The organism is Rhodovulum tesquicola (assembly GCF_024128855.1).
Taxonomy (GTDB): Bacteria; Pseudomonadota; Alphaproteobacteria; order Rhodobacterales; family Rhodobacteraceae; genus Rhodovulum; species Rhodovulum tesquicola.
Map to the genome: position 1 here is coordinate 60,289 of NZ_JAMYDV010000002.1, position 24,180 is coordinate 84,468.

Annotated in this window: 21 protein-coding genes; 18 read left to right on the forward strand and 3 right to left on the reverse strand. The window is 69.7% G+C overall.

Annotated features, from left to right (window positions below; genetic code table 11):
* Positions 1–17: 17 nt before the first annotated feature.
* The 12 genes from murC (at position 18) to recN (ending at position 12,964) form a co-directional block, all read left to right on the forward strand.
* On the forward strand, positions 18–1,415 hold the full coding sequence (gene murC / locus NHN26_RS02810; protein ID WP_253088241.1) for a UDP-N-acetylmuramate--L-alanine ligase: 1,398 nt from the start codon (positions 18–20) through the stop codon (positions 1,413–1,415).
* A 6-nt stretch (positions 1,416–1,421) separates the two neighbouring features.
* The gene (locus NHN26_RS02815) at positions 1,422–2,609 is read left to right on the forward strand and encodes an APC family permease (RefSeq protein WP_253088013.1); all 1,188 of its coding nucleotides are present in this window, start codon (positions 1,422–1,424) and stop codon (positions 2,607–2,609) included.
* 43 nt (positions 2,610–2,652) lie between these two features.
* Positions 2,653–2,913, forward strand: a complete 261-nt coding sequence (locus NHN26_RS02820; protein ID WP_132695033.1) for a DUF2484 family protein — start codon at positions 2,653–2,655, stop codon at positions 2,911–2,913.
* Positions 2,910–3,176: a hypothetical protein gene (locus tag NHN26_RS02825; protein WP_253088014.1), complete on the forward strand. Its 267-nt coding sequence runs from the start codon at positions 2,910–2,912 to the stop codon at positions 3,174–3,176. Before NHN26_RS02820 ends, NHN26_RS02825 begins: the two co-directional genes overlap by 4 nt.
* The gene (murB, locus tag NHN26_RS02830) at positions 3,173–4,105 is read left to right on the forward strand and encodes a UDP-N-acetylmuramate dehydrogenase (protein ID WP_253088015.1); all 933 of its coding nucleotides are present in this window, start codon (positions 3,173–3,175) and stop codon (positions 4,103–4,105) included. Before NHN26_RS02825 ends, murB begins: the two co-directional genes overlap by 4 nt.
* Before the next feature lie 84 nt (positions 4,106–4,189).
* Entirely contained in the window at positions 4,190–5,068 is an 879-nt protein-coding gene (locus NHN26_RS02835) for a D-alanine--D-alanine ligase (protein WP_253088242.1), read from the forward strand.
* Positions 5,056–5,934 carry a cell division protein FtsQ/DivIB gene (locus NHN26_RS02840; RefSeq protein WP_253088016.1) on the forward strand — a complete coding sequence of 293 codons (879 nt, stop codon included), beginning with the start codon at positions 5,056–5,058 and terminating at the stop codon, positions 5,932–5,934. The genes NHN26_RS02835 and NHN26_RS02840 overlap by 13 nt, the downstream gene beginning before the upstream one ends.
* The gene (gene ftsA, locus NHN26_RS02845; protein WP_253088017.1) at positions 5,931–7,265 is read left to right on the forward strand and encodes a cell division protein FtsA; all 1,335 of its coding nucleotides are present in this window, start codon (positions 5,931–5,933) and stop codon (positions 7,263–7,265) included. The genes NHN26_RS02840 and ftsA overlap by 4 nt, the downstream gene beginning before the upstream one ends.
* 176 nt (positions 7,266–7,441) lie before the next feature.
* Positions 7,442–9,061: a cell division protein FtsZ gene (gene ftsZ / locus NHN26_RS02850; protein WP_253088018.1), complete on the forward strand. Its 1,620-nt coding sequence runs from the start codon at positions 7,442–7,444 to the stop codon at positions 9,059–9,061.
* A 335-nt stretch (positions 9,062–9,396) separates the two neighbouring features.
* Positions 9,397–10,314, forward strand: coding sequence for a UDP-3-O-acyl-N-acetylglucosamine deacetylase (gene lpxC, locus NHN26_RS02855; RefSeq protein WP_253088019.1), 918 nt, complete (start codon positions 9,397–9,399; stop codon positions 10,312–10,314).
* 127 nt (positions 10,315–10,441) lie between these two features.
* Positions 10,442–11,287: an outer membrane protein assembly factor BamD gene (locus tag NHN26_RS02860; protein ID WP_132695021.1), complete on the forward strand. Its 846-nt coding sequence runs from the start codon at positions 10,442–10,444 to the stop codon at positions 11,285–11,287.
* A 24-nt stretch (positions 11,288–11,311) separates the two neighbouring features.
* Positions 11,312–12,964 (forward strand): DNA repair protein RecN, encoded by a 1,653-nt coding sequence (recN, locus tag NHN26_RS02865; RefSeq protein ID WP_253088020.1) that lies wholly within the window; start codon positions 11,312–11,314, stop codon positions 12,962–12,964.
* 165 nt (positions 12,965–13,129) lie between these two features.
* Here recN and NHN26_RS02870 read toward each other — a convergent pair whose 3' ends face one another.
* A complete protein-coding gene (locus tag NHN26_RS02870; protein ID WP_253088021.1) occupies positions 13,130–14,506 on the reverse strand; it encodes an FAD-binding oxidoreductase in 1,377 nt (458 codons plus the stop codon).
* 753 nt (positions 14,507–15,259) lie between these two features.
* Here NHN26_RS02870 and cobS point away from each other — a divergent pair.
* Both cobS and cobT read left to right on the forward strand, forming a co-directional pair.
* Complete coding sequence (gene cobS / locus NHN26_RS02875; protein WP_132695016.1) at positions 15,260–16,228, forward strand: cobaltochelatase subunit CobS; 969 nt, start codon at positions 15,260–15,262, stop codon at positions 16,226–16,228.
* 86 nt (positions 16,229–16,314) lie between these two features.
* The gene (gene cobT / locus NHN26_RS02880; protein ID WP_253088022.1) at positions 16,315–18,189 is read left to right on the forward strand and encodes a cobaltochelatase subunit CobT; all 1,875 of its coding nucleotides are present in this window, start codon (positions 16,315–16,317) and stop codon (positions 18,187–18,189) included.
* Positions 18,190–18,195: 6 nt separating this feature from the next.
* On the opposite strand, the gene NHN26_RS02885 is transcribed toward cobT, so the two are convergent.
* Positions 18,196–18,636 (reverse strand): BLUF domain-containing protein, encoded by a 441-nt coding sequence (locus tag NHN26_RS02885; protein ID WP_253088023.1) that lies wholly within the window; start codon positions 18,634–18,636, stop codon positions 18,196–18,198.
* Between the two features lie 169 nt (positions 18,637–18,805).
* Between NHN26_RS02885 and NHN26_RS02890 the strand changes: the two genes are divergently transcribed.
* The 4 genes from NHN26_RS02890 (at position 18,806) to NHN26_RS02905 (ending at position 23,432) form a co-directional block, all read left to right on the forward strand.
* The gene (locus NHN26_RS02890) at positions 18,806–20,611 is read left to right on the forward strand and encodes an aminopeptidase P family protein (protein WP_253088024.1); all 1,806 of its coding nucleotides are present in this window, start codon (positions 18,806–18,808) and stop codon (positions 20,609–20,611) included.
* An 87-nt stretch (positions 20,612–20,698) separates the two neighbouring features.
* On the forward strand, positions 20,699–21,040 hold the full coding sequence (locus NHN26_RS02895) for a DUF427 domain-containing protein (protein WP_253088025.1): 342 nt from the start codon (positions 20,699–20,701) through the stop codon (positions 21,038–21,040).
* Between the two features lie 78 nt (positions 21,041–21,118).
* Positions 21,119–21,949: an MBL fold metallo-hydrolase gene (locus NHN26_RS02900; RefSeq protein ID WP_253088026.1), complete on the forward strand. Its 831-nt coding sequence runs from the start codon at positions 21,119–21,121 to the stop codon at positions 21,947–21,949.
* 64 nt (positions 21,950–22,013) lie between these two features.
* Positions 22,014–23,432 carry an FAD-binding oxidoreductase gene (locus NHN26_RS02905; RefSeq protein WP_253088027.1) on the forward strand — a complete coding sequence of 473 codons (1,419 nt, stop codon included), beginning with the start codon at positions 22,014–22,016 and terminating at the stop codon, positions 23,430–23,432.
* A gap of 159 nt (positions 23,433–23,591) precedes the next feature.
* Here NHN26_RS02905 and NHN26_RS02910 read toward each other — a convergent pair whose 3' ends face one another.
* Complete coding sequence (locus NHN26_RS02910) at positions 23,592–24,131, reverse strand: adenine phosphoribosyltransferase (protein WP_253088028.1); 540 nt, start codon at positions 24,129–24,131, stop codon at positions 23,592–23,594.
* Positions 24,132–24,180: the final 49 nt, after the last annotated feature.

Sequence of the window (24,180 nt, forward strand, 5' to 3'; positions counted from 1 at the left end):
TGACGGGACAGGACTGGATGAACGCGGCGACCAAGCTTCCGACCGATGTGGGGCCGATCCATTTCGTGGGCATCGGCGGGATCGGCATGTCGGGCATTGCCGAGGTGCTGCTGAACCTGGGCTACCGGGTGCAGGGCTCGGATCTGAAGGGCTCGAAGATCACCGACCGGCTGAGGGCGATGGGTGCCACCATCTTCGAGGGCCAGCGCGCCGAGAATCTGGGCGGTGCGGCGGTCGTGGTGGTGTCCTCGGCGATCAAGCCGGGCAATCCGGAGTTGGACGCCGCCCGCCTGAAGGGTCTGCCGGTGGTGCGCCGGGCCGACATGCTGGCCGAACTGATGCGGCTGAAATCGAATGTCGCGGTGGCGGGCACGCATGGCAAGACCACCACCACCACCATGGTCGCCACGCTGCTGGATGCGGGCGGGCTGGATCCGACCGTCATCAATGGCGGCATCATCCATGCCTATGGCTCGAACGCGCGGCTGGGGGCGGGCGAATGGATGGTCGTGGAGGCCGACGAAAGCGACGGCACCTTTACCCGGCTGCCCGCCACCATCGCGATCGTCACCAATATCGACCCCGAGCATATGGAGCATTGGGGCGATTTCGACCGGCTGCGGCAGGGCTTTCACGATTTCGTCTCGAACATCCCGTTCTACGGGCTGGCGGTCTGCTGCACCGATCACCCGGAGGTGCAGGCGCTGGTCGGCCGCGTCACCGACCGCCGGGTGGTGACCTTCGGCTTCAACGCGCAGGCCGATGTGCGCGCGGTGAACCTGAGCTACAAGGCGGGCGTGGCGCAGTTCGACATCGCGTTGCAGGCCGAGGATGTCCTGATCGAGGGCTGCACCCTGCCGATGCCGGGGGATCACAACGTGTCCAACGCCCTGGCGGCCGTTGCCGTGGCCCGCCACCTCGGCATGAAGGGCGACGAGATCCGCTCGGCGCTGGCGGGCTTCCGCGGCGTGAACCGCCGGTTTACCAAGGTCGGAGAGGTCGGCGGCGTCACCATCATCGACGATTACGGCCACCATCCGGTGGAGATCGCCGCCGTGCTGAAGGCCGCGCGGCAGGCCACCACGGGGCGCGTGATCGCGGTGCACCAGCCGCACCGCTACTCGCGGCTGCATTCGCTGTTCGAGGAGTTCTGCACCTGTTTCAACGATGCCGATGTGGTGGGCATCGCCGAAGTCTATGCCGCGGGCGAGGACCCGATCCCCGGCATCAGCCGCGACGACCTGGTGGCGGGCCTGATCCGCCACGGCCACCGCCACGCCCACGCGATCCTGTGCGAGGACGATCTGGAACGCATGGTCCGCGCCGAGGCCGGTCCGGGCGACATGGTGGTGTGCCTGGGCGCCGGCACGATCAGCGCCTGGGCGAACGGGCTGCCGAAACGGTTGGGGGGCTAGGAGGCGATGGCCGAGGCTCTCAAGCGGCGCATCGGCCTTGGCCTTCTGACGGCTTACGGGGTGGGGGTGATCGTGGGGGCGGGCATTTATGTGCTTGTCGGCGCGATTGCGGGTGTGGTGGGGGTGTGGACGCCGCTGGCCTTCCTGCTGGCGGCGCTGGTCGCAGCCCCTGCGGCGCTGTCCTATGCGGAACTCTCGGCGCGCATTCCCGAAGCCGCGGGCGAGGCGTCCTATGTCGAGCAGGCGCTGGGGCTGCACGGGCTGGCGGTGGCGGTGGGGCTGGCCATCGTGCTGGCGGGCACGATCTCGGCCGCGGCGGTGCTGCGCGGCGGCACGGGCTATCTGGTGGCGGTGCTTGGCCTGCCTTTCGCGCCGCTTATGCTGGCGCTGGGGGGCGGGCTGGTGCTGGTGGCGGTGCTGGGGGTTCTGGAAAGCCTGGTGCTGGCCGCGGTGCTGACGGTGGTGGAACTGATCGGGCTGGGGCTGGTGGTCTATGCCGGGGTCCTGGCCGCGCCGGTGGAGGACTGGATCCGGCCGGGCCCCTTGCCGCTGGCGGGGCTGGGGCTGGCCACGGTGCTGGCCTTCTTCGCCTTCATCGGGTTCGAGGACATGGTGAACATGGCCGAGGAGGTCGCCGACCCCGCCCGCACATTGCCGCGCGCGATCCTGCTGGCGCTGGCGATCACGACGCTGGTCTATGCGGTCGTGTCCATCGTGACCCTGCGCGCCGTGCCCGTGGCCGACCTGGCCGCGAGCGAGCGCCCGCTGGCGCTGGTGTGGGAGCGGGGCACGGGCGGGTCGGCGGCGTTCCTGTCGCTGATCGCGGGGGCGGCGGCGCTGAACGGGGTGCTGGCGCAGGTGGTGATGGCCGCCCGCGTGCTGTTCGGGCTGGGTCGGCGCGAGGCGCGGCTGGCGGCCTTTCACCATGCCCATCCGCGGTTCGGCACGCCGGTTCTGGCGACGCTTGTCGTGGGTGGCGCGGTGCTGGTCGCGGCGCTAGTGCTGCCGGTCGCGGCCCTTGCGGGGGCGACTTCGGTCGTGCTGCTGCTGGTGTTCGCGGTGGTGAACCTGTCGCTGATCGTGCTCAAGCGCCGCGCGCCCGAGGCGCCGTTCCGGGTGCCCGCCTGGGTGCCCTGGGCGGGTCTGGGCGGGGCGCTTGCGGCGCTGGTGCTGTCGCTTGGGGGGCTGGCATGAGCGGGGCGGGGGACATCCGTCGCGCGGAGAAGGAGGCCACGCCATGACCGTTTCGCTGATCCTGGCCTGTCTGTGGGTCGTTGTCGCGGCCGGGCTGGGGATGCTGCCCCAGCGGTATCACTGGCCCGCGGCCTATGGGCTGATCGCGCTGGGCATCCCGCTGCTGGGTTATGTCACCTATCAGAACGGCCCGATGCTGGGCATGGTGGCGATGGCGGCGGGGGTGTCGGTGCTGCGCTGGCCCACGCTTTACCTGCTGCGCTGGCTCGCGCGGCCCTTGCGCCGCGGCCAGCGCGAGGAATGACCCTATTGCTGGTCTTTGCCGGTTGGGCGGCGGGTCCGATCGTGGTCTATGCCGCGCTGTCGCACGGGCTGCGCCGGGCCCTGCCCGAATTCCTGGCGCTGATCGGGGGCTATTCGGTCTTCGTCTGGCTGACCTGGGCGGCGCTGGCCCGCGGCGCGGGCGGTCCGGTTGCGCCGATGTCGGTGATCGGCCCCTGGGCAGGCGTTGCGGTGCTTTCGGGGCTGCTTTATGCCGTCGGCGCATGGATCGGACGCGACAGATGACCCCGATGCCCGCCGCGCGCGGCACCCTGACACCGGACCGGCCGCTGGCCGATCTGACCTGGCTGCGCGTGGGCGGGCCGGCGGACTGGCTGTTCCAGCCTGCGGATGCCGAGGATCTGGCCGCCTTCCTCGCCGCCTTGCCTGCCGATGTGCCGGTGTTTCCGATGGGGGTGGGCTCGAACCTGATCGTGCGTGATGGCGGGATCCGCGGCGTGGTGATCCGGCTGGGTCGCGCGTTCAACGCGATCACGGTTCAGGGGGCGCGCGTCACTGCCGGGGCGGCGGCGCTGGATGCCCATGTGGCGCGGCGTGCGGCGGAGGCAGGCGTGGACCTGACGTTCCTGCGCACCATTCCTGGCGCCGTGGGGGGCGCGGTGCGGATGAATGCGGGCTGCTACGGGCGCTATGTGGCCGATGTCTTCGTCTCGGCCCGGGCGGTGACGCGGGATGGCCGGATCGTGACGCTGGGCGCGGCCGATCTGGGCTTTCGCTATCGCCAGACCGACCTGCCCGAAGGCTGGGTGCTGATCGAGGCCACATTCGAGGGACCGCCGGGCGATCCTGACGCGCTGGAGGCGGCGATGGCCGGTCAGATCGCGAAACGCGACGCGAGCCAGCCCACGAAGGAGCGCAGCGCGGGGTCCACCTTTCGCAACCCGGCGGGGTTCAGTTCCACGGGGCGGGCGGATGACAGCCACGAGCTGAAGGCCTGGACGCTGATCGACGCGGCGGGGATGCGCGGTGCGCGGCGCGGCGGTGCGCAGATGTCGGAGAAGCATTCGAACTTCCTGCTCAATGCCGGGGGGGCAAGTGCGGCGGACCTGGAAGGGCTGGGCGAGGAGGTCCGAAAAAGGGTTTTTCAAAATGCCGGAATACAGTTAGAGTGGGAAATCATGAGGGTCGGTGAACCGGCCCCTGACAACGAATAGGCGAACGGGGCCGACAGACGCCCCGGAATTGAGGCAAAGGTGGCGGGCAGGTCGAGCAGGACAGCCCTCCGCGTGGCGGTAGTGATGGGTGGCCCCTCGGCCGAGCGCGAGGTGTCGCTGTCCTCGGGGCATGAATGTGCCGTGGCGCTGCGTGGGGAAGGCTTCGACGTCGTCGAGATCGACGCAGGGCAGGATCTGCCCGCGCGTCTGGCCGAGTGTGCCCCCGATGTCGTGTTCAACGCGCTGCATGGCCGCTGGGGCGAGGATGGCTGCGTGCAGGGCCTGCTGGAATGGCTGGGCCTGCCCTATACCCATTCGGGCGTTCTGGCCTCGGCGCTGGCGATGGACAAGCAGCGGACCAAGGAGGTCTATCGCGCCGCGGGCCTGCCGGTGGTGGACAGCGTGATCGCGCAGAAGGCCGAGGTCGCCGCGCGCCACATCCTGCCGCCGCCCTATGTCGTCAAGCCCAACAACGAGGGATCCTCGGTCGGCATCCATATCGTGCAGGCCGATGCGAACACGCCGCTGCGGATGGGCGAGGACATGCCCGATCTGGTCATGGTCGAAGCCTATGCGCCGGGCCGGGAACTGACCGTGACCGTCATGGGCGACCGGGCGCTGAGCGTGACCGATATCCTGACCGACGGCTGGTATGATTATCACGCGAAATACGTGACGGGCGGCTCGCGCCATGTCGTCCCGGCCGAATTGCCCGGCGAGGTGTTCGACGCCTGTCTGGATTACGCGCTGCGCGCCCATCGCGCGCTGGGCTGCCGGGGCCTGAGCCGCACGGATTTCCGCTGGGACGAGGCGCGCGGGCTGGACGGGCTGATCCTGCTGGAGACCAACACGCAACCCGGCATGACGCCCACCTCGCTGAGCCCCGAACAGGCGCGTCATTGCGGGATACCGTTCGGCGCGCTCTGCCGCTGGATCGTGGAGGATGCCTCATGTGCGCGGTGATCCTGCCGCCGCGCGATCCGGCGCCCTCGCGGTTGACCTACCGGATGCAGCGGCTGTGGCTGACGCCGCTGTTCCGGCTTGCGGTGCTGCGCGGGCTGCCGCTGGCCGCGGTGCTGGCGATCCCGGCGCTGTGGTTTGGCGATGCCGACCGGCGGGCGGAGGTCGCGGGGCAGATCGCCGACATTCGCCGCCAGGTCGAGACGCGGCCCGAATTCATGGTCAAGCTGATGGCGGTCGAGGGCGCCTCTGCCCTGATCGACGCCGAGATACGCGAGACATTGCCGCTCGACTTCCCGGTATCCTCCTTCGATCTGGACTTGCAGCAGATGCGCCGGACGGTCGAGGCGCTGGATGCCGTCGAGACCGCCGAGTTGCGGGTGCGCCCGGGTGGCGTGCTGGATCTGAAGGTGGTCGAGCGGGTTCCGGCGGTTGTCTGGCGCGGCGCCGCGGGGCTGGAATTGCTGGACGCGCAGGGCAACCGGGTCGCGCCGATCGAGACGCGCAGCCTGCGTGCCGATCTGCCGCTGATCGCGGGCGAGGGCGCGCAGCGTGCGGTGCCCGAGGCGCTGGCGCTGGTCGCGGCCGCCGCGCCGATCGAGGAACGGCTGCGCGGGCTGGTGCGGGTGGGCGAACGGCGCTGGGACGTTGTGCTGGACCGCAACCAGCGCATCCTCTTGCCCGGGCAGGACGCGGTGGCGGCGCTGGAGCGGGTGATCGCGCTGGACGGCGTGACCGACATGCTGGGGCGCGACATCGCGGTGGTCGATCTGCGCAATCCGGGGCGGCCGACGGTGCGGCTGGCGCCGGACGCGGTCGAGGAATTCAGGAAGATCAGAAGATCAGGGGCAGGAGCGACCAACGGATGACCGATCTCTACCAGGCGCAGCGGGCGATGCGGCGGATGCGCAAGCAGGCGATGGACCGGGGCGTGATCGCGATCCTGGATGTGGGCAGTTCCAAGATCGCCTGCCTCGTGCTGCGCTTTGACGGCATCCGGCCGGTGGGCGGCGTCGAGCAGATCGGCGCGCTGGCCGGCCAGTCGCGGTTCCGGGTGATCGGCGCGGCGACGACACGTTCGCGCGGGGTGCGTTTCGGCGAGATCCACGGCATGCACGAGGCCGAGCGCGCGATCCGCACCGCCGTTCAGGCCGCGCAGAAGATGGCGCAGGTGCGGGTGGATCATGTGATCGCCAGCTTCTCGGGGGCCGAGCCGCGCTCCTACGGGCTGGACGGGCAGGTGGAGCTTGCCGACAGCATGGCGACCGAGGCCGATATCGCGCGCGTGCTGTCGGCCTGCGAGATGCCCGATATCGGCCCGGGGCGCGAGGTGCTGCATGCCCAGCCGGTGAATTTCGCGCTGGACCATCGGTCGGGGCTGGTCGATCCGCGCGGGCAGACCGGCAACCGGCTGGCCTGCGACATGCATCTTCTCAGCGTGGATGCGGGCGCGATCCAGAACCTTGTGCAATGCGTCAAGCGCTGCGACCTGGAACTGGCGGGGCTGGCCAGTTCGGCCTATGCCGCGGGCCTGTCGGCGCTGGTCGAGGACGAACAGGAACTGGGGGCTGCCTGCATCGACATGGGCGGCGGGGCCACGGGGCTGTCGATCTTCATCAAGAAGCACATGATCTATGCCGACAGCGTGCGCATGGGCGGCGAGCATGTGACCTCGGACATTTCCAAGGGCCTGCATGTGCCGGTCGCCACGGCCGAGCGGATCAAGACGCTGCATGGCGGCGTGGTCGCGACCGGGGTGGACGATCGCGAGATGATCGACCTGGGCGGCGACAGCGGCGATTACGAGCGCGACACGCGGCGGATCAGCCGGACGGAACTGATCGGCATCATGCGCCCGCGGGTCGAGGAGATCCTGGAAGAGGTGCGCGTCCGGCTGGATGTGGCGGGGTTCGATCATCTGCCCTCGCGCCAGATCGTGCTGACGGGGGCAGGCAGCCAGATCCCGGGCCTCGACGGGCTGGCGGCGCGCATCCTGGGCCAGCAGGTGCGTTTCGGCCGGCCGCTGCGCATCCAGGGCCTGCCGCAATCGGCCACGGGGCCGGGATTCGCGGCCTCGGTGGGCTTGTGCCTGTTCGCGGCGCATCCTCAGGACGAATGGTGGGATTTCGACATTCCCGCAGAACGCTACCCGGCGCGCTCGTTGAAGCGGGCGGTCAGGTGGTTCAAGGAGAACTGGTAACCGCAACATGTGGCACGATAGGCGAAATCCCGCGTATCAACCGCAAGACGGTTGCACATTTTGTGTGGGAACCGTGTTTTTTTGGTGACGATCTGTGAGCCCTTGCGTAGGATAACGCAAGATTTAGGGGAAAACGCCCGGCGGGGCACTAGAAAAGACAGCAGGCGGAAAAACCAATGGCTTTGAACCTATCCATGCCCGAGCAAGACGAGCTGAAGCCCCGGATCACGGTCTTCGGTGTCGGTGGCGCAGGCGGAAACGCCGTCAACAACATGATCGAGAAATGCCTTGAGGGCGTCGAGTTCGTGGTGGCGAATACCGACGCGCAGGCCCTCAAGCAGTCGAACGCGCCGCAGCGCATCCAGATGGGGGTCCGGGTGACCGAGGGTCTGGGCGCAGGCGCGCGGCCCCAGGTCGGCGCGGCCGCGGCCGAGGAATCCATCGAGCAGATCGTCGATCACCTGGCCGGGGCGCATATGTGCTTCATCACCGCCGGAATGGGCGGCGGCACCGGCACCGGGGCGGCCCCGATCATCGCGCAGGCGGCGCGCGAACTGGGCGTCCTGACGGTGGGCGTGGTGACCAAGCCGTTCCAGTTCGAGGGCGCCAAGCGGATGCGCCAGGCCGAGGAAGGCGTGGAGGCGCTTCAGAAGGTGGTCGATACACTGATCATCATCCCGAACCAGAACCTGTTCCGCCTGGCCAACGAGAAGACCACCTTTACCGAGGCGTTCTCGATGGCCGATGACGTTCTCTACCAGGGCGTCAAGGGCGTGACCGACCTGATGGTGCGGCCGGGTCTGATCAATCTCGATTTCGCCGATGTGCGCTCGGTGATGGACGAGATGGGCAAGGCGATGATGGGCACCGGCGAGGCCAGCGGCGAGGAACGCGCGATCCAGGCCGCGGAGAAGGCGATCGCCAACCCGCTGCTGGACGAGGTCAGCCTGAACGGCGCCAAGGGCGTGCTGATCAACATCACCGGCGGGTATGACCTGACGCTGTTCGAACTGGACGAGGCCGCGAACCGCATCCGCGACGTGGTGGACCCGGACGCCAACATCATCGTCGGCTCGACGCTGGATCCGGCGATGGAGGGCATGATGCGGGTGTCGGTGGTCGCCACGGGCATCGACGCGGCCGAGAAACCTGCCGAAATGCCGGTTCCGCGCCGCCCGATGAGCGAGCCTCTGCACCGGCCCGCGGCGGCGGCGGCACCCGCTGCGGCACCCGCGCCGAAAGCTGCGGAACCGGCGGTGACCCGCCCCGTCGCGGCGCAGGCCCCCGCGCAGGAGCCCTCGCTGTTCGAGGGGTTCGACCCGGCCGCCGCGGCGGCTGCGGCCCAGGCGCCCGTGGATGCCGCGCCGGACGATGTTCCGCCGCCGGCCTACCAGCCTGCCGAAGAGATCGAGCCCGAGGCCGAGGCCGCCTTTGTCGCGCCGCGTCCGCGCGCGCCCGGTCAGCCGACGCCCGAGGCGATGGCGCGTCTCGAACGGTTGCGCGATGCCGTCGGCAAGGCGGCGCCCCGTCAGGGCGGCGCCCCGGTGACCGCCCAGCGCGCCGCGCCCCAGCCGCAGGCCGAGGAAGGCCGGGGCCGGTTCGGCATCGGCGATCTGATCAACCGCATGTCCGGCCATGGTCCCGGCGCGTCCGAGCGCGGGCATGCCCCGAGCGTGCGCCATCAGCCCCCGGTCTATGGCCGCGGGCCTGCGCTGAACCATCGCGACGAGGAAGAGCTGGATCCCGAACAGGAACGCATCGAGATCCCCGCCTTCCTGCGCCGTCAGGCGAACTGAGCGGGCGTCATCGCCGCAAGCATGGCGCGAGGGGCCGGGAAACCGGCCCCTTTCGCATGTCCGGCCCGTCACGAAATGGCGTCCCGCGCGGTCGATGCGTGATCCCGCGCGGTCGATGCGTGATCCCGTGCGGGGCGCGGGCCGTGTCGGCGCCGCTGCGATTCCCCGAAAGAAGCGGAAAATCCTGAGGTTGCAGCCCGATCCTGCGGCGCCGATCGGTGCGGGCGGGATGTTTCACACGGTTGCAAAGTTTGAATTGTGTCGAAAACGTCGCGGGCCTAACTCTGATGACATGGACCGGTCGAAGTCCGCAAAGAACATGAGCAGGTGGCACCGTGCAGACGACGCTGAAATCCCCGATCACCTTTTCTGGCATTGGCCTGCATACGGGCCGCGCCGTTCGCATGAGCGTGCATCCGGCCTCGGCCGAATACGGCATCTGGTTCCGCCGCACCGATCTGGACGGCCCCGACGCGCTGATCCCCGCGCGCTGGGACGCGGTCGTGCCCTCGCGGCTGTGCACCAAGCTGGCCAATGGCCGGGCCGAGGTGTCGACGGTCGAACATCTGATGGCCGCGCTGGCGGGCTGCGGCATCCATAACGCGCTGATCGAGATCGACGGCCCCGAAGTGCCGGTGATGGACGGATCGGCCCAGCCCTTTGTCGAGGGTTTCCTGTCGCGCGGGTTGCGCCGCCTGTCCGCGCCGGTGCGCGCGCTGCGCATCCTCGAACCGGTCGAGGTGAGCGAGGGCGATGCGCGGGCCAGCCTGTCGCCCGCCGACACGCTGGAGATCGATTTCGAGATCGACTTTGCCGACCGCGCCATCGGCCATCAGGCCAAGCGGCTGAGCATGGCCAACGGCGCCTTCCTGCGCGAGTTGAGCGACAGCCGCACCTTCTGCCGCAATGCCGATGTCGAGGCGATGCGCGCGGCGGGTCTGGCGCTGGGCGGTTCGCTGAAGAATGCCGTCGTGGTCGAGGGCGACCGGGTGCTCAGCCCCGGCGGTTTCCGCCATGCCGACGAGGCGGTGCGCCACAAGATGCTGGACGCGCTGGGCGACCTGGCGCTGGCGGCTGCGCCGATCCTTGGCCGCTATCGCGGCGAACGGGCCGGGCACGCGCTGACCAACCGGCTGCTTCGCGCGCTCTTTGCCCGTCCCGGTGCGTTCCGGCTGGTGACCTGTTCGCCGGCCGAGGCCGCCCGGCTGCCGGGGGCCTGCCTTGAGGCGGCCGACCTGCGCGCGGTCGCCTGAGGCGCGCTTTTTTCCGCCCCAAAGGCGTTTTGCCTCCCGATTATCTGTGCTAGGACAGCCGCATAATCGCGCGCGGCGAACGCGCATGAACGGTGGTCGGACGATCCGAGGACGGGGTAGCGGGCAGATGGCGAAGCGCAGCATACGCATCCGGGCAGTGGGGGCGGTCGTTCTCCTTGCGCTGACGGCCTCCTGCGGGGCGATCGGGTCGCGGCGCGAGCAGCCGCTGGAGACCTTCACCGCCGAACAGATCTACCAGAAGGCGGAGGTCGAGTTGGAGACCAACCGCAAGCCCCAGGAAGCGGCCCGCCTTTATGGCGAGGTCGAGCGGCTTTACCCCTATTCCGAATGGGCCAAGCGCGCGCTGATCATGCAGGCCTATGCCCATCACCGCGCGCGCGACTACGAGGACGCCCGCACCGCCGCGCAGCGCTATATCGACTTCTACCCGGCCGATGACGACGCCGCCTATGCGCAATACCTGCTGGCGCTGTCCTATTACGACCAGATCGACCTTGTCGGGCGCGACCAGGGCCTGACCTTCCAGGCGTTGCAGGCGCTGCGCACGGTGATCGAGCGCTATCCCGACACCGAATATGCCCGCTCGTCGATCCTGAAATTCGACCTGGCCTTCGACCATCTGGCGGGCAAGGAGATGGAGGTCGGGCGCTACTATCTGAAACGCGGCCACCACACCGCCGCGATCAACCGGTTCCGCGTCGTGGTCGAGGATTTCCAGACCACCACCCACACGCCCGAGGCGCTGCTGCGGCTGGTCGAGGCCTATCTTGCGCTGGGCCTCGATGCCGAGGCGCAGACCGCAGGCGCGATCCTCGGCCACAATTTCCAGGGCACCGATTGGTATGCCGATGCCTACAAGCTGCTCAAGGGCAGGGGGCTGGAGCCCGATCCGATCGGCACCGGCTTCCTGCGGACGGTTTATCGCCAGATGATCAAGGGCGAATGGCTCTGATCTGACCGGTCGAGGGGGGTGGCGATGCTGCGCAGTCTCGACATCCGGGATGTGCTGATCATCGACCGGCTGGAGCTTGCGTTCCGGCCCGGTCTGAACGTGCTGACCGGGGAAACTGGGGCGGGCAAGTCGATCCTGCTGGATGCGCTGGGCTTCGTGCTGGGCTGGCGCGGCCGGGCCGATCTGGTGCGCGCAGGCGCCAGCCAGGGCGAGGTGGTGGCGGTGTTCGACCTGCCGCCCGGCCATGCCGCGCGCGCGGTGCTGGACGAGGCCGGGCTGCCCGGCGGGGACGAGTTGATCCTGCGCCGCGTCAACAGCGTGGACGGGCGCAAGACCGCCTGGGTCAATGACCGCCGCGCCGGGGGCGAGGTGCTGCGCGCGCTGTCCGACGCGCTGGTGGAACTGCATGGCCAGCAGGATGACCGCGGCCTTCTGAACCCGCGCGGCCATCGCGCGCTGCTGGATGCCTTTGGCGGGCTGGAGCCCGAGGTCGAGGCGCTGCGCGCCGCCTGGTCGGCGAAGGCCCGCGCCGAGCGCGCGCTGGCCGAGGCCGAGGCGGGGCTGGCCGCGTTGCGCGCCGAGGAGGAGTACCTGCGCCATGCCGTCGCCGAGCTTGACGCGCTTTCCCCCCTGCCCGGCGAAGAGGCAGATCTTGACGCGCGCCGCCGCGCCATGCAGGCGGCGGACCGCATCCGCGAGGATATCGCCCGCGCCCTGGCCGCGCTGGGGCCGGGCGAGGGCGCCGAGGGGCGGATGGGCGACGCGCTGCGCTGGCTCGACGGCGTGGCCGACCGCGCCGAGGGGCGGCTGGACGGGGCGATCGCGGCGCTGTCGCGCGCGCTGATCGAACTGGGCGAGGCCGGGCAGGGGGTGGAAACCTGCCTCGAGGCGCTCGAGTTCGACCCCGGCGCGCTGGACGCCACCGAGGAACGGCTGTTCGCGATCCGTGCGGCGGCGCGCAAGCATTCGGTGCTGCCCGACGATCTGGGCGGTTTCGCCGACGGGCTGCGCGCCCGGCTCGCCGCGCTGGATGCGGGCGCGCATGACCTTGCGGCGCTGGAAAAGGCGCGCGATGCGGCCGGAGCCGCCTATGATGCCGCCGCCGCCGCGCTGAGCGCGGCCCGCCATGCCGCGTCCCGCAGGCTCGATGCCGCCATGGCCGCCGAATTGCCGCCGCTGAAACTCGACCGCGCCAGCTTCGCCACCGCCATCACCCGCGCCGAGCCCGGCCCCGAAGGCATCGACCTGGTCAGCTTCACGGTCGCCACCAATCCCGGCGCGCCGGCCGGTCCGCTGGACAAGATCGCCTCGGGCGGCGAGCTGTCGCGCTTCCTGCTCGCGCTCAAGGTCTGCCTCGCGCAGGGCTCCAGCCCGCTCACGCTGATCTTCGACGAGATCGACCGCGGCGTGGGCGGCGCCACGGCGGATGCGGTGGGCCGCCGCCTCGCCGAGCTCAGCCGCAGCGCGCAGGTGCTGGTCGTCACCCATTCGCCCCAGGTCGCGGCACGCGCCGGCCATCACTGGCGCGTGGAAAAGCGCGTTGCGCATGGCAGCACGCTGTCCTCGGTCACCCCGCTCGACGCCCCGGCCCGGGTGGACGAGATCGCGCGCATGCTCTCGGGCGACACGATCACCGACGAGGCCCGCGCCGCCGCCCGTGCCTTGCTGGCCGGGTAGGGGCACGCGGCCCGGGCTTCTTTTTGGTTCAAATACCCCCGCGCGGAGCGCGCGCGCGCCCGCCCTGGCGGGTGCGCCCGGCCCAACGCCGGACAAGCGGGGCGCAAGCCCCGCGCAGGCCGGGGGCGGGAGGGGTCGCCGGTGCGGGTCCGGCTCGGAACGGCCTCAGCCCTGGCGCAGCATCTTGCCCGGGTTCATCAGCCCCGCGGGGTCGAGCGCGCGCTTGATCTCGCCCATCACCTCCCAGGCCTCGCCATGCGCGGCGGCCATGTGGCCGAGCTTGCCCATGCCGATCCCGTGCTCGCCCGAGATCGTGCCGCCCAGCCGCAGCGCGCGCTCGACCATCTGGTGCGCAAGCCGCCTGGCCTCGGCCAGTTCGACCGCGTTGCGCGGATCGACCAGCAGGATCGCGTGGAAATTGCCGTCGCCCACATGGCCCAGGATCGGCCCCGGCACATGCGAGGCGGCGATGTCGGCGCGGGTCTCCTCGACCGCCTCGGCCAGCCGCGAGATCGGCACGCAGATGTCGGTCACCAGCGCCGTCGCGCCGGGACGCGAGGCGAGGCAGGCGTAATAGGCGTTGTGCCGCATGGTCCAGAGCGCGTTGCGTTCCTCGGGCAGCGACGACCAGGCGAAGCCCGAGCCGCCATTGTCGGCCACGATCTCGCCGAAACCTTGCGCCTGTTCGGCGACGCCCGCGGTCGAGCCGTGGAACTCCACCATCAGATGCGGCTTTTCGGGGAAGCTGGCGCCCGCATAGGCGTTGACGGCCGCCGCCGTCGCGGCATCGACGAATTCGATCCGGGCCATCGGGATGCCCGACTGGATGGTCTGGATCACCGTCTCGACCGCGGGCCCGATCGCGTCGAAGGCGCAGACCGCGGCCGAGATCGCCTCGGGCTGGCCGTAGAGCTTCACCGTCAGCTCGGTCATCAGGCCCAGCGTGCCCTCGGCCCCCACGAACAGCCCCGTGAGGTCATAGCCCGCCGCCGATTTGCGCGCCCGCGTGCCGGTGCGGATGACCCGCCCGTCGGCCAGCACCACCTGCAGCCCCAGCACGTTCTCGCGCATCGTGCCATAGCGCACGGCGGTCGTGCCCGAGGCGCGCGTCGAGGCCATGCCGCCCAGCGTCGCGTTCGCGCCCGGATCGACCGGGAAGAACAGCCCCGTGGCGCGCAGCTCGACATTCAGCGCCTCGCGCGTGACCCCGGGCTGGACCACCGCGTCCATGTCCCCGGGGTTCACCTTCAGCACCCGGTTCATCCGGGTGAAATCGACGCTGATGCCGCCCTTGACCGCCAGCGCGTGGCCCTCCAGCGAGCTGCCCGCGCCCCAGGCGGTCAGCGGGCAGCCATGCGCGGCGCAGGCCCGCACGATCGCGGCGACTTCCTCGGTCGTTTCGGGATAGACCACCGCCTCGGGCGGGGTTGGCGGAAACCACGCTTCGCTGCGGCCGTGCAGGTCCAGATCGGATCGCGAAAGGCTGATCCGGTTGCCCAGGATGTTTCCCAACACGGTCACGGCTTCGGCGGGAAGGGGCATCCGGCAACTCCTTGCTCTGCGGGCGACGGCGGGCACCCTAGGCGAGACCGGCGGCAGGCGAAAGCAGAACGCGCGCCGCGTTGCCGAAAGGGGCGGAAAAGCGGGATCCACCCTGCGCCAATGCGGATAATCTCAACCCGGAACGGAATCCGTGTCGCCGGGCACAACGATCGGTAGGCGCCCTGCCGGGCGGGACCGGGGTGGACCCCCGGGACCGGTCCCGGCCGGTGCCGGGGCGGAGGTGACGGATTCGTCGCCGCGGCCGCCTGCCATCGGTCCGTCATCGGCCCGCACGGGCCGGGGCGGCGGGGGAAAAGCGTCCCGCGCGGAGGATGCCGGGTGGGGCCGCGGCGAGGGCGCATGGGGCGCGCGGGGTCCGGGCAGGGCGGGTCCATGGGGCGTTGCGGCTCGGGCGAAGAAGCCCCGCCCGCCACCGCAGCGGCGGGCGGGGTCCGCAAGTGCGTCCCGGCCTCGGGCGCACATGCGGCGATCGCCGATGGAACTGACAACCACGACACTCGCGTATCGGCGATACGTTCCCTGGAACCGTCGGAGCGGCGCGCCCGACCGTGACCCATATTCGCTGGGGCGTCACCCGGACAGTTCGTCTCGGCCACAAGATGCCTTGAAAAGATTGACAAACGGTTGCATCGCATGCGCCCCGGTCGCGTGGGATCCCGCCCTTCCCCTTGCGCGCCCGGGCGATATGTTCCACTACGTCGCGAGGAAAGCGAGCTGGACGGATCGAGCATCATGAGCCTAGTCAAACCGACCGAGGAGATCTCGGTGCGCGAGGTCTTCGGGATCGACACCGACATGGTGGTGAAGGGGTTCGAGGAGCGCACGGATCGCGTGCCCGACATCGACCCGACCTACAAGTTCGACCCGGACACGACGCTGGCGATCCTGGCGGGCTTTGCCCATAACCGCCGCGTGATGATCCAGGGCTATCACGGCACCGGCAAGTCCACCCATATCGAACAGGTCGCCGCGCGGCTGAACTGGCCCTGCGTGCGGGTCAATCTCGACAGCCATATCAGCCGGATCGACCTGATCGGCAAGGACGCGATCAAGCTGCGCGACGGCAAGCAGGTGACCGAGTTCCAGGAAGGCATCCTGCCCTGGGCGCTGCGCAATGCCTGCGCGATCGTCTTCGACGAATACGATGCCGGCCGCGCCGACGTGATGTTCGTGATCCAGCGGGTGCTGGAGGCGGACGGCAAGCTGACGCTGCTGGACCAGAACGAGGTGATCACGCCGCATCCCTTTTTCCGGCTGTTCGCGACCGCGAACACGGTGGGCCTGGGCGACACCACGGGGCTTTATCACGGCACCCAGCAGATCAACCAGGGCCAGATGGACCGCTGGTCGCTGGTCGCCACGCTGAACTACCTTTCCCATGACGCCGAATGCGCGATCGTGCTGGGCAAGTGCCCGCATTACAACACCGACAAGGGCCGCAAGACCATCGGCCATATGGTGACGGTGGCCGACCTGACGCGCACGGCCTTCATGAATGGCGATCTGTCCACGGTGATGAGTCCGCGCACGGTGATCGCCTGGGCGCAGAATGCCGAGATCTTCCGCAATGTGGGCTATGCGTTCCGGCTGACCTTCCTGAACAAGTGCGACGAGCTGGAACGCGCCACGGTGGCCGAGTTCTACCAGCGGCTGTTCGACGAGGAACTGCCCGAAAGTGCGGCGAGCGTCGCCGTCGGGTAGGGGGACGCGCCCTTGCGGGCGCGTGCCTCCGGCGGGGATATTTGAGGCCAGAAGAAGGGTGAGGGCGCGCGCGGCGCCGCGACGGGATGAGCAAGCCATCTGACAACCCCGCCGATCCGTTCAAGAAGGCGCTGGCCGAGGCCACGCGCGTGCTGGCCGACGATGCCGATCTGGGCGTGTCCTATTCGGTCGATCCGCCGGGGCTGATGGCGGATGCGGTGCGCCTGCCGCAGGTCAGCCGGCGGATGACGCGCGACGAGGTGCTGATCGCGCGCGGCACGGCTGACGGCTTTGCGCTGCGCCACAGGTTTCACGATGCGGGGCTGCATGCGCGCTATCGCCCCCAGGGCCAGATGGCGCGCGATCTTTACGAGGCGCTGGAGTCCGCCCGCTGCGAGGCGGTGGGCGCGCGCGCGATGCCCGGCACGGCGGGGAATATCGACGCGGTGATCGCCGCCGAGGCCGCCAAGCGCGGCTATGCCCAGGCGCGCGAGGCGGGCGAGGTGCCCTTGTCGGTGGCGGCGGGCTACATGCTGCGGCATCTGGCGACCGGGCGGCCGCTGCCCCGGGGGGCGGACAATGCGATGGCGCTGTGGCGCGGCTTCATCGAGGAGCAGGCGGGCGGCACGCTGGAGCGGCTGGAGGAGGTGCTGTCCGATCAGGCGGGTTTTGCCCGCTTGGCCCGGCAGGTGATCTCGGATCTGGGCTATGGCGACCAGCTGGGCGACGATCCGGATGCCGAGCAGGACGAGTCCGAGGACGAGGGCGCCGAGACCGACGAGGACGCGCCCGAGGAGTATGGCGAGGAGCAGGGCGAGGAGAGCGACGAGGCCGACGCCAGTTCCGAACGCTCGCAGGACGAGTTGCAGGATGCCGCCCAGGCCCATGTCAGCCCGGACGACCTGGCCGACATGGACATGGGCGAGGAGGCCGAGCTGCCCGAGGGCGAGGCCCCGCACGAGCCGCCGCCGCCTGCGCCCCATTCCGAGGCCGATCCGGATTACAAGGTCTTCACGTCCGTCTTCGACGAGGAGGTGAAGGCCGAGGACCTGGCCGAACCCGCCGAGCTGGAGCGGCTGCGCGCCTATCTGGACCAGCAGCTCGACCCGCTGAAGGGGGCGGTGGGGCGGCTGGCCAACAAGCTGCAACGCCGCTTGCAGGCACAGCAGAGCCGGTCCTGGGAATTCGATTGCGAGGAAGGGATCCTGGATGCTGGGCGGCTGGCCCGCGTGGTGGCGAACCCGACCACGCCGCTGAGCTTCAAGGTCGAGAAGGATACCGAGTTCCGCGACACGGTGGTGACCCTGCTTCTGGACAATTCGGGGTCGATGCGCGGGCGGCCGATTTCCATTGCCGCGATCTGTGCCGATGTTCTGGCGCGGACGCTGGAACGCTGCGACGTGAAGGTCGAGATCCTGGGTTTCACCACGCGGGCGTGGAAGGGCGGGCAGTGCCGCGAGAAATGGCTGGCCGAGGGGCGGCCGATGGCGCCGGGGCGGCTGAACGATCTGCGCCACATCATCTACAAGGGGGCGGATGCGCCCTGGCGGCGGGCACGCCAGAACCTTGGGCTGATGATGAAGGAAGGCCTGCTGAAGGAGAATATCGACGGCGAGGCGCTGGAATGGGCGCATCGGCGGATGATGGCCCGGCCCGAGGCGCGGCGGATCCTGATGGTGATCTCGGACGGGGCGCCGGTGGACGATTCCACGCTGTCGGTGAATTCCGCGAACTACCTGGAAAAGCACCTGCGCGACGTGATCGCGATGGTCGAGCGGCGCAAGGCGGTCGAACTGATCGCCATCGGCATCGGCCATGACGTCACCCGCTATTACCAGCGCGCGGTGACGATTACCGATGTCGAGCAACTGGCCGGCGCGATGACCGAGCAACTGGCCGCGCTGTTCGACAAGGACCCGCGCGGGCGGGCACGGATGATCGGGATCCGCAAGGCGGTCTAGCCCGGATCACGCGGTTTCCGAGATCTCCAGCCCGTTCTGTCGATTCGCATGGACCGCGAAGGCCCGGATCAGCGGCAGCGGGTCGATATCCGGGTCTGGGCGCAGCCAGGTGCGTTCGGCGAGGAGCCCGTCGGTCGGGAGGTTCTCGCTGGCGATCTGGCCCATGTCCCAGTCGGGAAAGAACCGGTCGTCGATCGTGCCTTCGGCCAGAAGCAGGAAATCCTTGTGGCGGCGGTCCTTGCGGATGCGCGCGGCGGTTCGCAGCAACGGCTCGCGCGGGCCTTCGATATATTGCAGGAAGCAGTCCCGTTCGACATGCAGGAAGCCGGTCAGCCCGTTTCGGGGATTGTTGCGCAGGCTCGCGAGCAGGATATCGGCGACGGTATCGCCGTCGAGCGGTCGGCGGGCGGTGCTGCGATAGAGCAGGAAGAACAGGTCCGGGGCCATGCGCGACCTCATGCTTCGGGGCTGGATCTGGATAGCCTTTCAGGTTTAAGCGACGGTTAAGGGCGGCCCTGGTGGACGGGGCGGATGCGCATGGCTTGCCGTCGATGCGCGGGCTGCTAGTCTGGCGCTGACGGCGCCCTGCGGGGCGCCTTTCCGCGCAAGGCCCGCCATGTTCCAGAGCTTCGAAAGCCCCACATCGCCGCAGGATGGCCCCCCGCGCCTTGCCGCCTTGCGCGCCGAGATGGCCCGGGCGGGGCTGGCCGGGTTCCTTGTGCCGCGGGCGGATGCCCATCAGGGCGAATATGTCGCCCCGCGCGACGAGCGGCTGGCCTGGCTGACGGGCTTCACCGGGTCCGCGGGCTTTGCCTGCGTGCTGATGGACCGCGCGGGGGTGTTCGTCGATGGCCGCTACCGGGTGCAGGTCAGGAGCCAGGTGGATCCGGACCATTTCACGCCGGTCGACTGGCCCGAGACGCAGCTTGCCGACTGGTTGCGCGCGGCGCTGCCGCAGGGCGGCGTGGTGGGGCTCGACCCCTGGCTGCACACGCCCGAACAGGTGGAAAAGCTGAGCGAGGCATTGCGGGATGCCGGGATTTCGCTGCGCGAGGTCGAGAACCCGATCGACCGCCTCTGGTCCGACCAGCCCGCCGCCCCGCAGGGCGCGATCTCGGCCTATCCCGAGGCGCTGGCGGGGGCGAGCCATGCCGAGAAGCGCGCGCGCCTGGCCGAGACCCTGCGCAAGGCCGGGCAGGCGGCGGCGGTGCTGAGCCTGCCCGATTCCATTGCCTGGCTGTTGAACGTGCGGGGGGCGGATGTGCCGCGCAACCCGGTGCCGCACGCCTTTGCGGTGCTGCATGACGATGCGCGCGTGACGCTGTTTGCCGACGCGGCCAAGGTTTCGGACGAGCTGCGCCGCCATCTTGGCCCCGATGTCACCCTGCGCCCCGTTGCCGCCTTTGGCCCGGGGCTGCGCAGCCTTGTCGGCCCGGTGCGGATCGACCCCGCCAGTGCGCCGCTCTGGGTGCTGCGCCAGTTGCAGGAGGCGGGGATCGAGGTCGCGCGGTGGGAGGATCCTTGCATCCTGCCCAAGGCGCGCAAGAGCGCGGCGGAACTGGCGGGCGCGCGGGCCGCGCATCTGCGCGATGCGGCGGCCATGGTCGAGTTCCTGGCCTGGCTCGATGCCGAGGCGCCGGGGGGCGAGCTGACCGAGATCGACGTGGTCAAGCGGCTGGAGGGGTTCCGGCGGGCGACCGGCAAGCTTTGCGATATCAGCTTCGACACCATCGCGGGGGCGGGGCCGAACGGGGCCATCGTGCATTACCGGGTCAGCGAGGCGACAAACCGGCGCGTGGTTCCGGGCGAGGTGCTGCTGGTGGATTCGGGTGGGCAATATCTGGACGGCACCACCGACATCACCCGCACGGTGGCGGTCGGCACGGCGCCCGAGGCGGCGCGCGCGCCCTTTACCCGGGTGCTGAAAGGCATGATCGCGATTTCCCGCGCGCGGTTTCCCAAGGGGGTCGCGGGGCGCGATCTGGATGCGCTGGCGCGCTATCCGCTGTGGCTGGCGGGACAGGATTACGACCATGGCACGGGCCACGGCGTCGGTGCCTATCTGTCGGTCCATGAGGGGCCGCAGCGGATTTCGCGGCTGTCGCATGTGGCGCTGGAACCGGGGATGATCCTGTCGAACGAGCCGGGCTATTACCGCGAGGGCGCGTTCGGCATCCGGATCGAGAACCTGATCGTGGTTCAGCCCGCGCCGGTGCCGGAGGGCGGCGACGACCGCGAGATGCTGGGCTTCGAGACGCTGAGTTTCGTGCCCATCGACCGCCGCCTGATCGTCGCGGGGATGCTGAATGCCGAGGAGCGCGACTGGCTGAATGCCTATCACGCGCGCGTTGCCGATCTGGTCGGCCCCGAGGTCTCGCAGCCCGCGCGCGACTGGTTGGCGGCGGCCACCCTGCCGATCTGACCTTTCCGCTGTCTGGACATTCCCGCCGCGATCGTGTGACTGAACGGCGGCGCGTCAGACGCCGAAACCAGCGAGGGGAGTGTAGCCATGGCCGAACATGTCGCGATTCATCGGGCCGAGGGGGCCTGGGTGGTCCGGGCGGGCGGCGCGGTGATTGCCGAAAGCCGCAATGCGCTGGAACTGGTCGAGGGCGACCGCGCCCCGGTGATCTATTTCCCGCGCGAGGATGTGGCGATGGCCTTCCTCGAACGCTCGGACAGCCGGACGACCTGTCCGGTCAAGGGCGAGGCGAGCTATTACACCCTGCATGCCAAGAGCTATGACATCCCCGATGCGGGCTGGTGCTACGAAAACCCGGGTCCGGGGGTCGAGCGGATCGCGGGCCATCTGGCCTTTCACGCCGACAAGGTGACGGTCGAGCAGTTGTGATCGTGGCCCGCCCCGGTGGCGTGGCACCATGACAGCGGGCGGCGGCGCGCTATCCAGTCGCTCAGGAGGTGCCTGACGATGATCCGATCCTGCCTGACCGCGCTTGCCGCCCTGCTGGCGCTGCCCGCCGCCGCCCAGGACCGCCGCCCCAGCCATTGCATCGCCATCGCCGAGGCCGATCCCGCGCTGGAATATGTCCAGCTTGCCGGTTTCGGCATGCCGCTGCCCGATCCGCATAGTGTGCGCATCAGTTTCGTCGATCACGCGACCTTCGTGATCGAGACGGCGGGCGGGCTGCGTGTCGCGACCGATTTCACGGGCTTTCTGGGCTCGACCCGGCTGATCCCCGATGTGGTCACGATGAACAACGCGCATCAGACCCATTTCACCGCCTTCCCCGATCCCGCGATCCCCCATGTGCTGGAAGGCTGGGCCAGGGATGGCGTGGCGGCGGATCATCACCTCGATCTGGGCGAGATGCTGGTGCGCAACGTGCCGACCGATGTGCGCGGCTTCGACCGCTCGGTGGTGCGCGAGAACGGCAATTCGATCTTCGTTTTCGAGGTTGCGGGGCTGTGCATCGGGCATCTGGGGCACCTGCATCACGAGCCCGACGAGATGCAATATGCCTCGCTCGGCCGGCTGGACGTTGTGATGGCGCCGGTCGATGGCGGGCTGACGCTGGATCTGCCGACGATGATCCGCGTGCTGGAACGGCTGCGCAGTTCGGTCGTGATCCCGATGCACTGGTTCGGGGCGCAGTCGCTGGAGCGGTTCCTGGCGGGCATGTCCGGCGAGTTCGTGATCCGGCGCGAAGGGGCGGGACATCTGGAGATCTCGCTGCGCACGCTGCCCGACCGGCCCACGGTGATCGTGCTGGACCCGCAGCCGCTGCGCGATCCCGAGTGACTGGCCCGAGTGACTTGCCAGCCGCGCGGGCTCTGTGCTTTGAGCTTGGGCGAAAGGACCGCCCATGCTGAACCCCGTAACCGATGCCTTTGCCGCCGATCTGCGCGCCCGCCTGCCCGCGGCGTGTTTCCGTGACCTGACACCCGCCTATCTGGAGGAACCGCGGGGGCGCTATCGCGGGCAGGGCGGGCTGTTGCTGGCGCCGGGCCGGGTCGAGGAGGTGGCCGAGATCGTGCGCACCTGCGCCGCGGCGCGGGTGGGGGTGGTGCCCTATGGGGGCGGCACCGGGCTGGTCGGCGGGCAGGTGATGGAGAGCGGTCCCGCGCCGGTGATCGTGACGCTGGAACGGATGCGGGCGATCCGCGCGGTCTATCCGGCCGAGAATGTGCTGGTGGCCGAGGCGGGCGCGATCCTGGCCGAGGTGCAGGCGGCGGCCGAGGCGGCGGGGCGGCTGTTCCCGCTCTCGCTGGCCTCCGAGGGGTCGGCGCGGATCGGGGGCGTGCTGGCGACCAATGCGGGCGGGGTGAACGTGCTGCGCTACGGCAATGCGCGCGAGCTGTGCCTCGGCGTCGAGGCGGTGCTGCCCGACGGGTCGGTCCTGCACGGGCTGAAACGGCTGCGCAAGGACAACACGGGCTACGATCTGCGCCACCTGCTGATCGGGGCCGAGGGGACGCTGGGCATCATCACCGCCGCCGCGTTGAAACTGGCGCCGCGGCCTGCGCGCAGCGGCGCGGCGCTGCTGGCGGTGACGGATCCGCAGGCGGCGCTCGACCTGCTGGCGCTGGCGCAGGGGCGGATCGGCGAGGGGGTCTCGGCCTTCGAACTGATCCATCGGCAGGGGTTCGATTTCCTGGCCGAGACCCTGCCCGAGATCCGCCTGCCCTGGCCCGATCCGCCCGAATGGTGCGTGCTGATCGACCTTGGCCTGGGCGCGGGACAGGATCCGGGCGCGGCGCTGGAGGGGCTGTTCGCCGAGGCGGCCGGGGCGGGGCTGGTCAGCGACGGGCTGATCGCGCAATCCGAGGCGCAGCGGGCCGCGTTCTGGGCGCTGCGCGAAAGCCTGCCGCTGGCCAACCGGAAGATCGGCGCGATCTCGTCCCACGACATCTCGGTGCCGCTGTCGGCGATCCCCGAATTCATCGCGCGGGCAGGCCCCGCGCTGGCCGGGCTGGGGTGGTTCCGGATCAACTGCTTCGGCCATGTGGGCGATGGCAATTTGCATTATAACGTCTTCCCCCGGAAGGGCGAGACGCGCGCCGATCACGAGGACAAGCGCGCCGCGATCAAGCGTTGCGTGCATGACCTTGTGCATGCGCTCGGCGGATCGGTCAGCGCCGAGCATGGGGTCGGGCGGCTCAAGGTCGAGGACCTGGAACGCTATGGCGATCCGGCCCGGCTGGCGGCGATGCGGGCGATCAAGGCCGCGCTGGACCCGGCGGGGATCATGAATCCCGGCGTCCTGCTGCGCGCCCCTGCCTGACGGGCGCGCCCGGCGGTGGCGTCGGGACATGGATATTTATGGCCAGAAGAAGCAGGGCGCGCGCCGGGAAACCGCCGGGCCGCCTTGTGTTTCTTCTTGGCAAAAATACCCGGATCCCGCGCTTGCGACCGGGCGCGCCCTGTGGTCGGGGCGCGGGGCTCAGTGGCCTGCGAAGTCGCAGAGCGCGTGAACCTCGATCCCCATCGACTCGAGCCGACGGCGGCCGCCGAGATCGGGCAGGTCCACCACGAAGGCGCAGCCGACGATCCGGGCGCCCAGCCGTTCGCAGAGCTTGATCCCGGCCTCGGCGGTGCCGCCGGTGGCCAGCAGGTCGTCCACGATCAGCACCTTGTCGCCCGCGACAAGCGCGTCGTCATGGATCTCGACCACGGCCGAGCCGTATTCGAGCTGGTATTCCTCGGCGATGGTGGCGGCCGGAAGCTTGCCCTTCTTGCGGATCGGCACGAAGCCCTTGGACAACTGGTGCGCGATGGCGCCGCCCAGGATGAAGCCGCGCGCCTCGAGCCCGACCACCTTGTCGATCTGCTGGCCCGCATAGGGGTGCAGCATCTGGTCGATCGCCATGCGGAAGCCGCGCGGATCGGCGAAGAGCGTGGTCACGTCGCGGAACATGATCCCTTCATGCGGGAAATCGACGATGGTGCGGATGTAATCCTTGACGGAATTGTTCGACGGCATGGCGGGGGCCCTTTCGGTCTGTGCCTGGTCCGGGTGTCGCCCAGGCGGG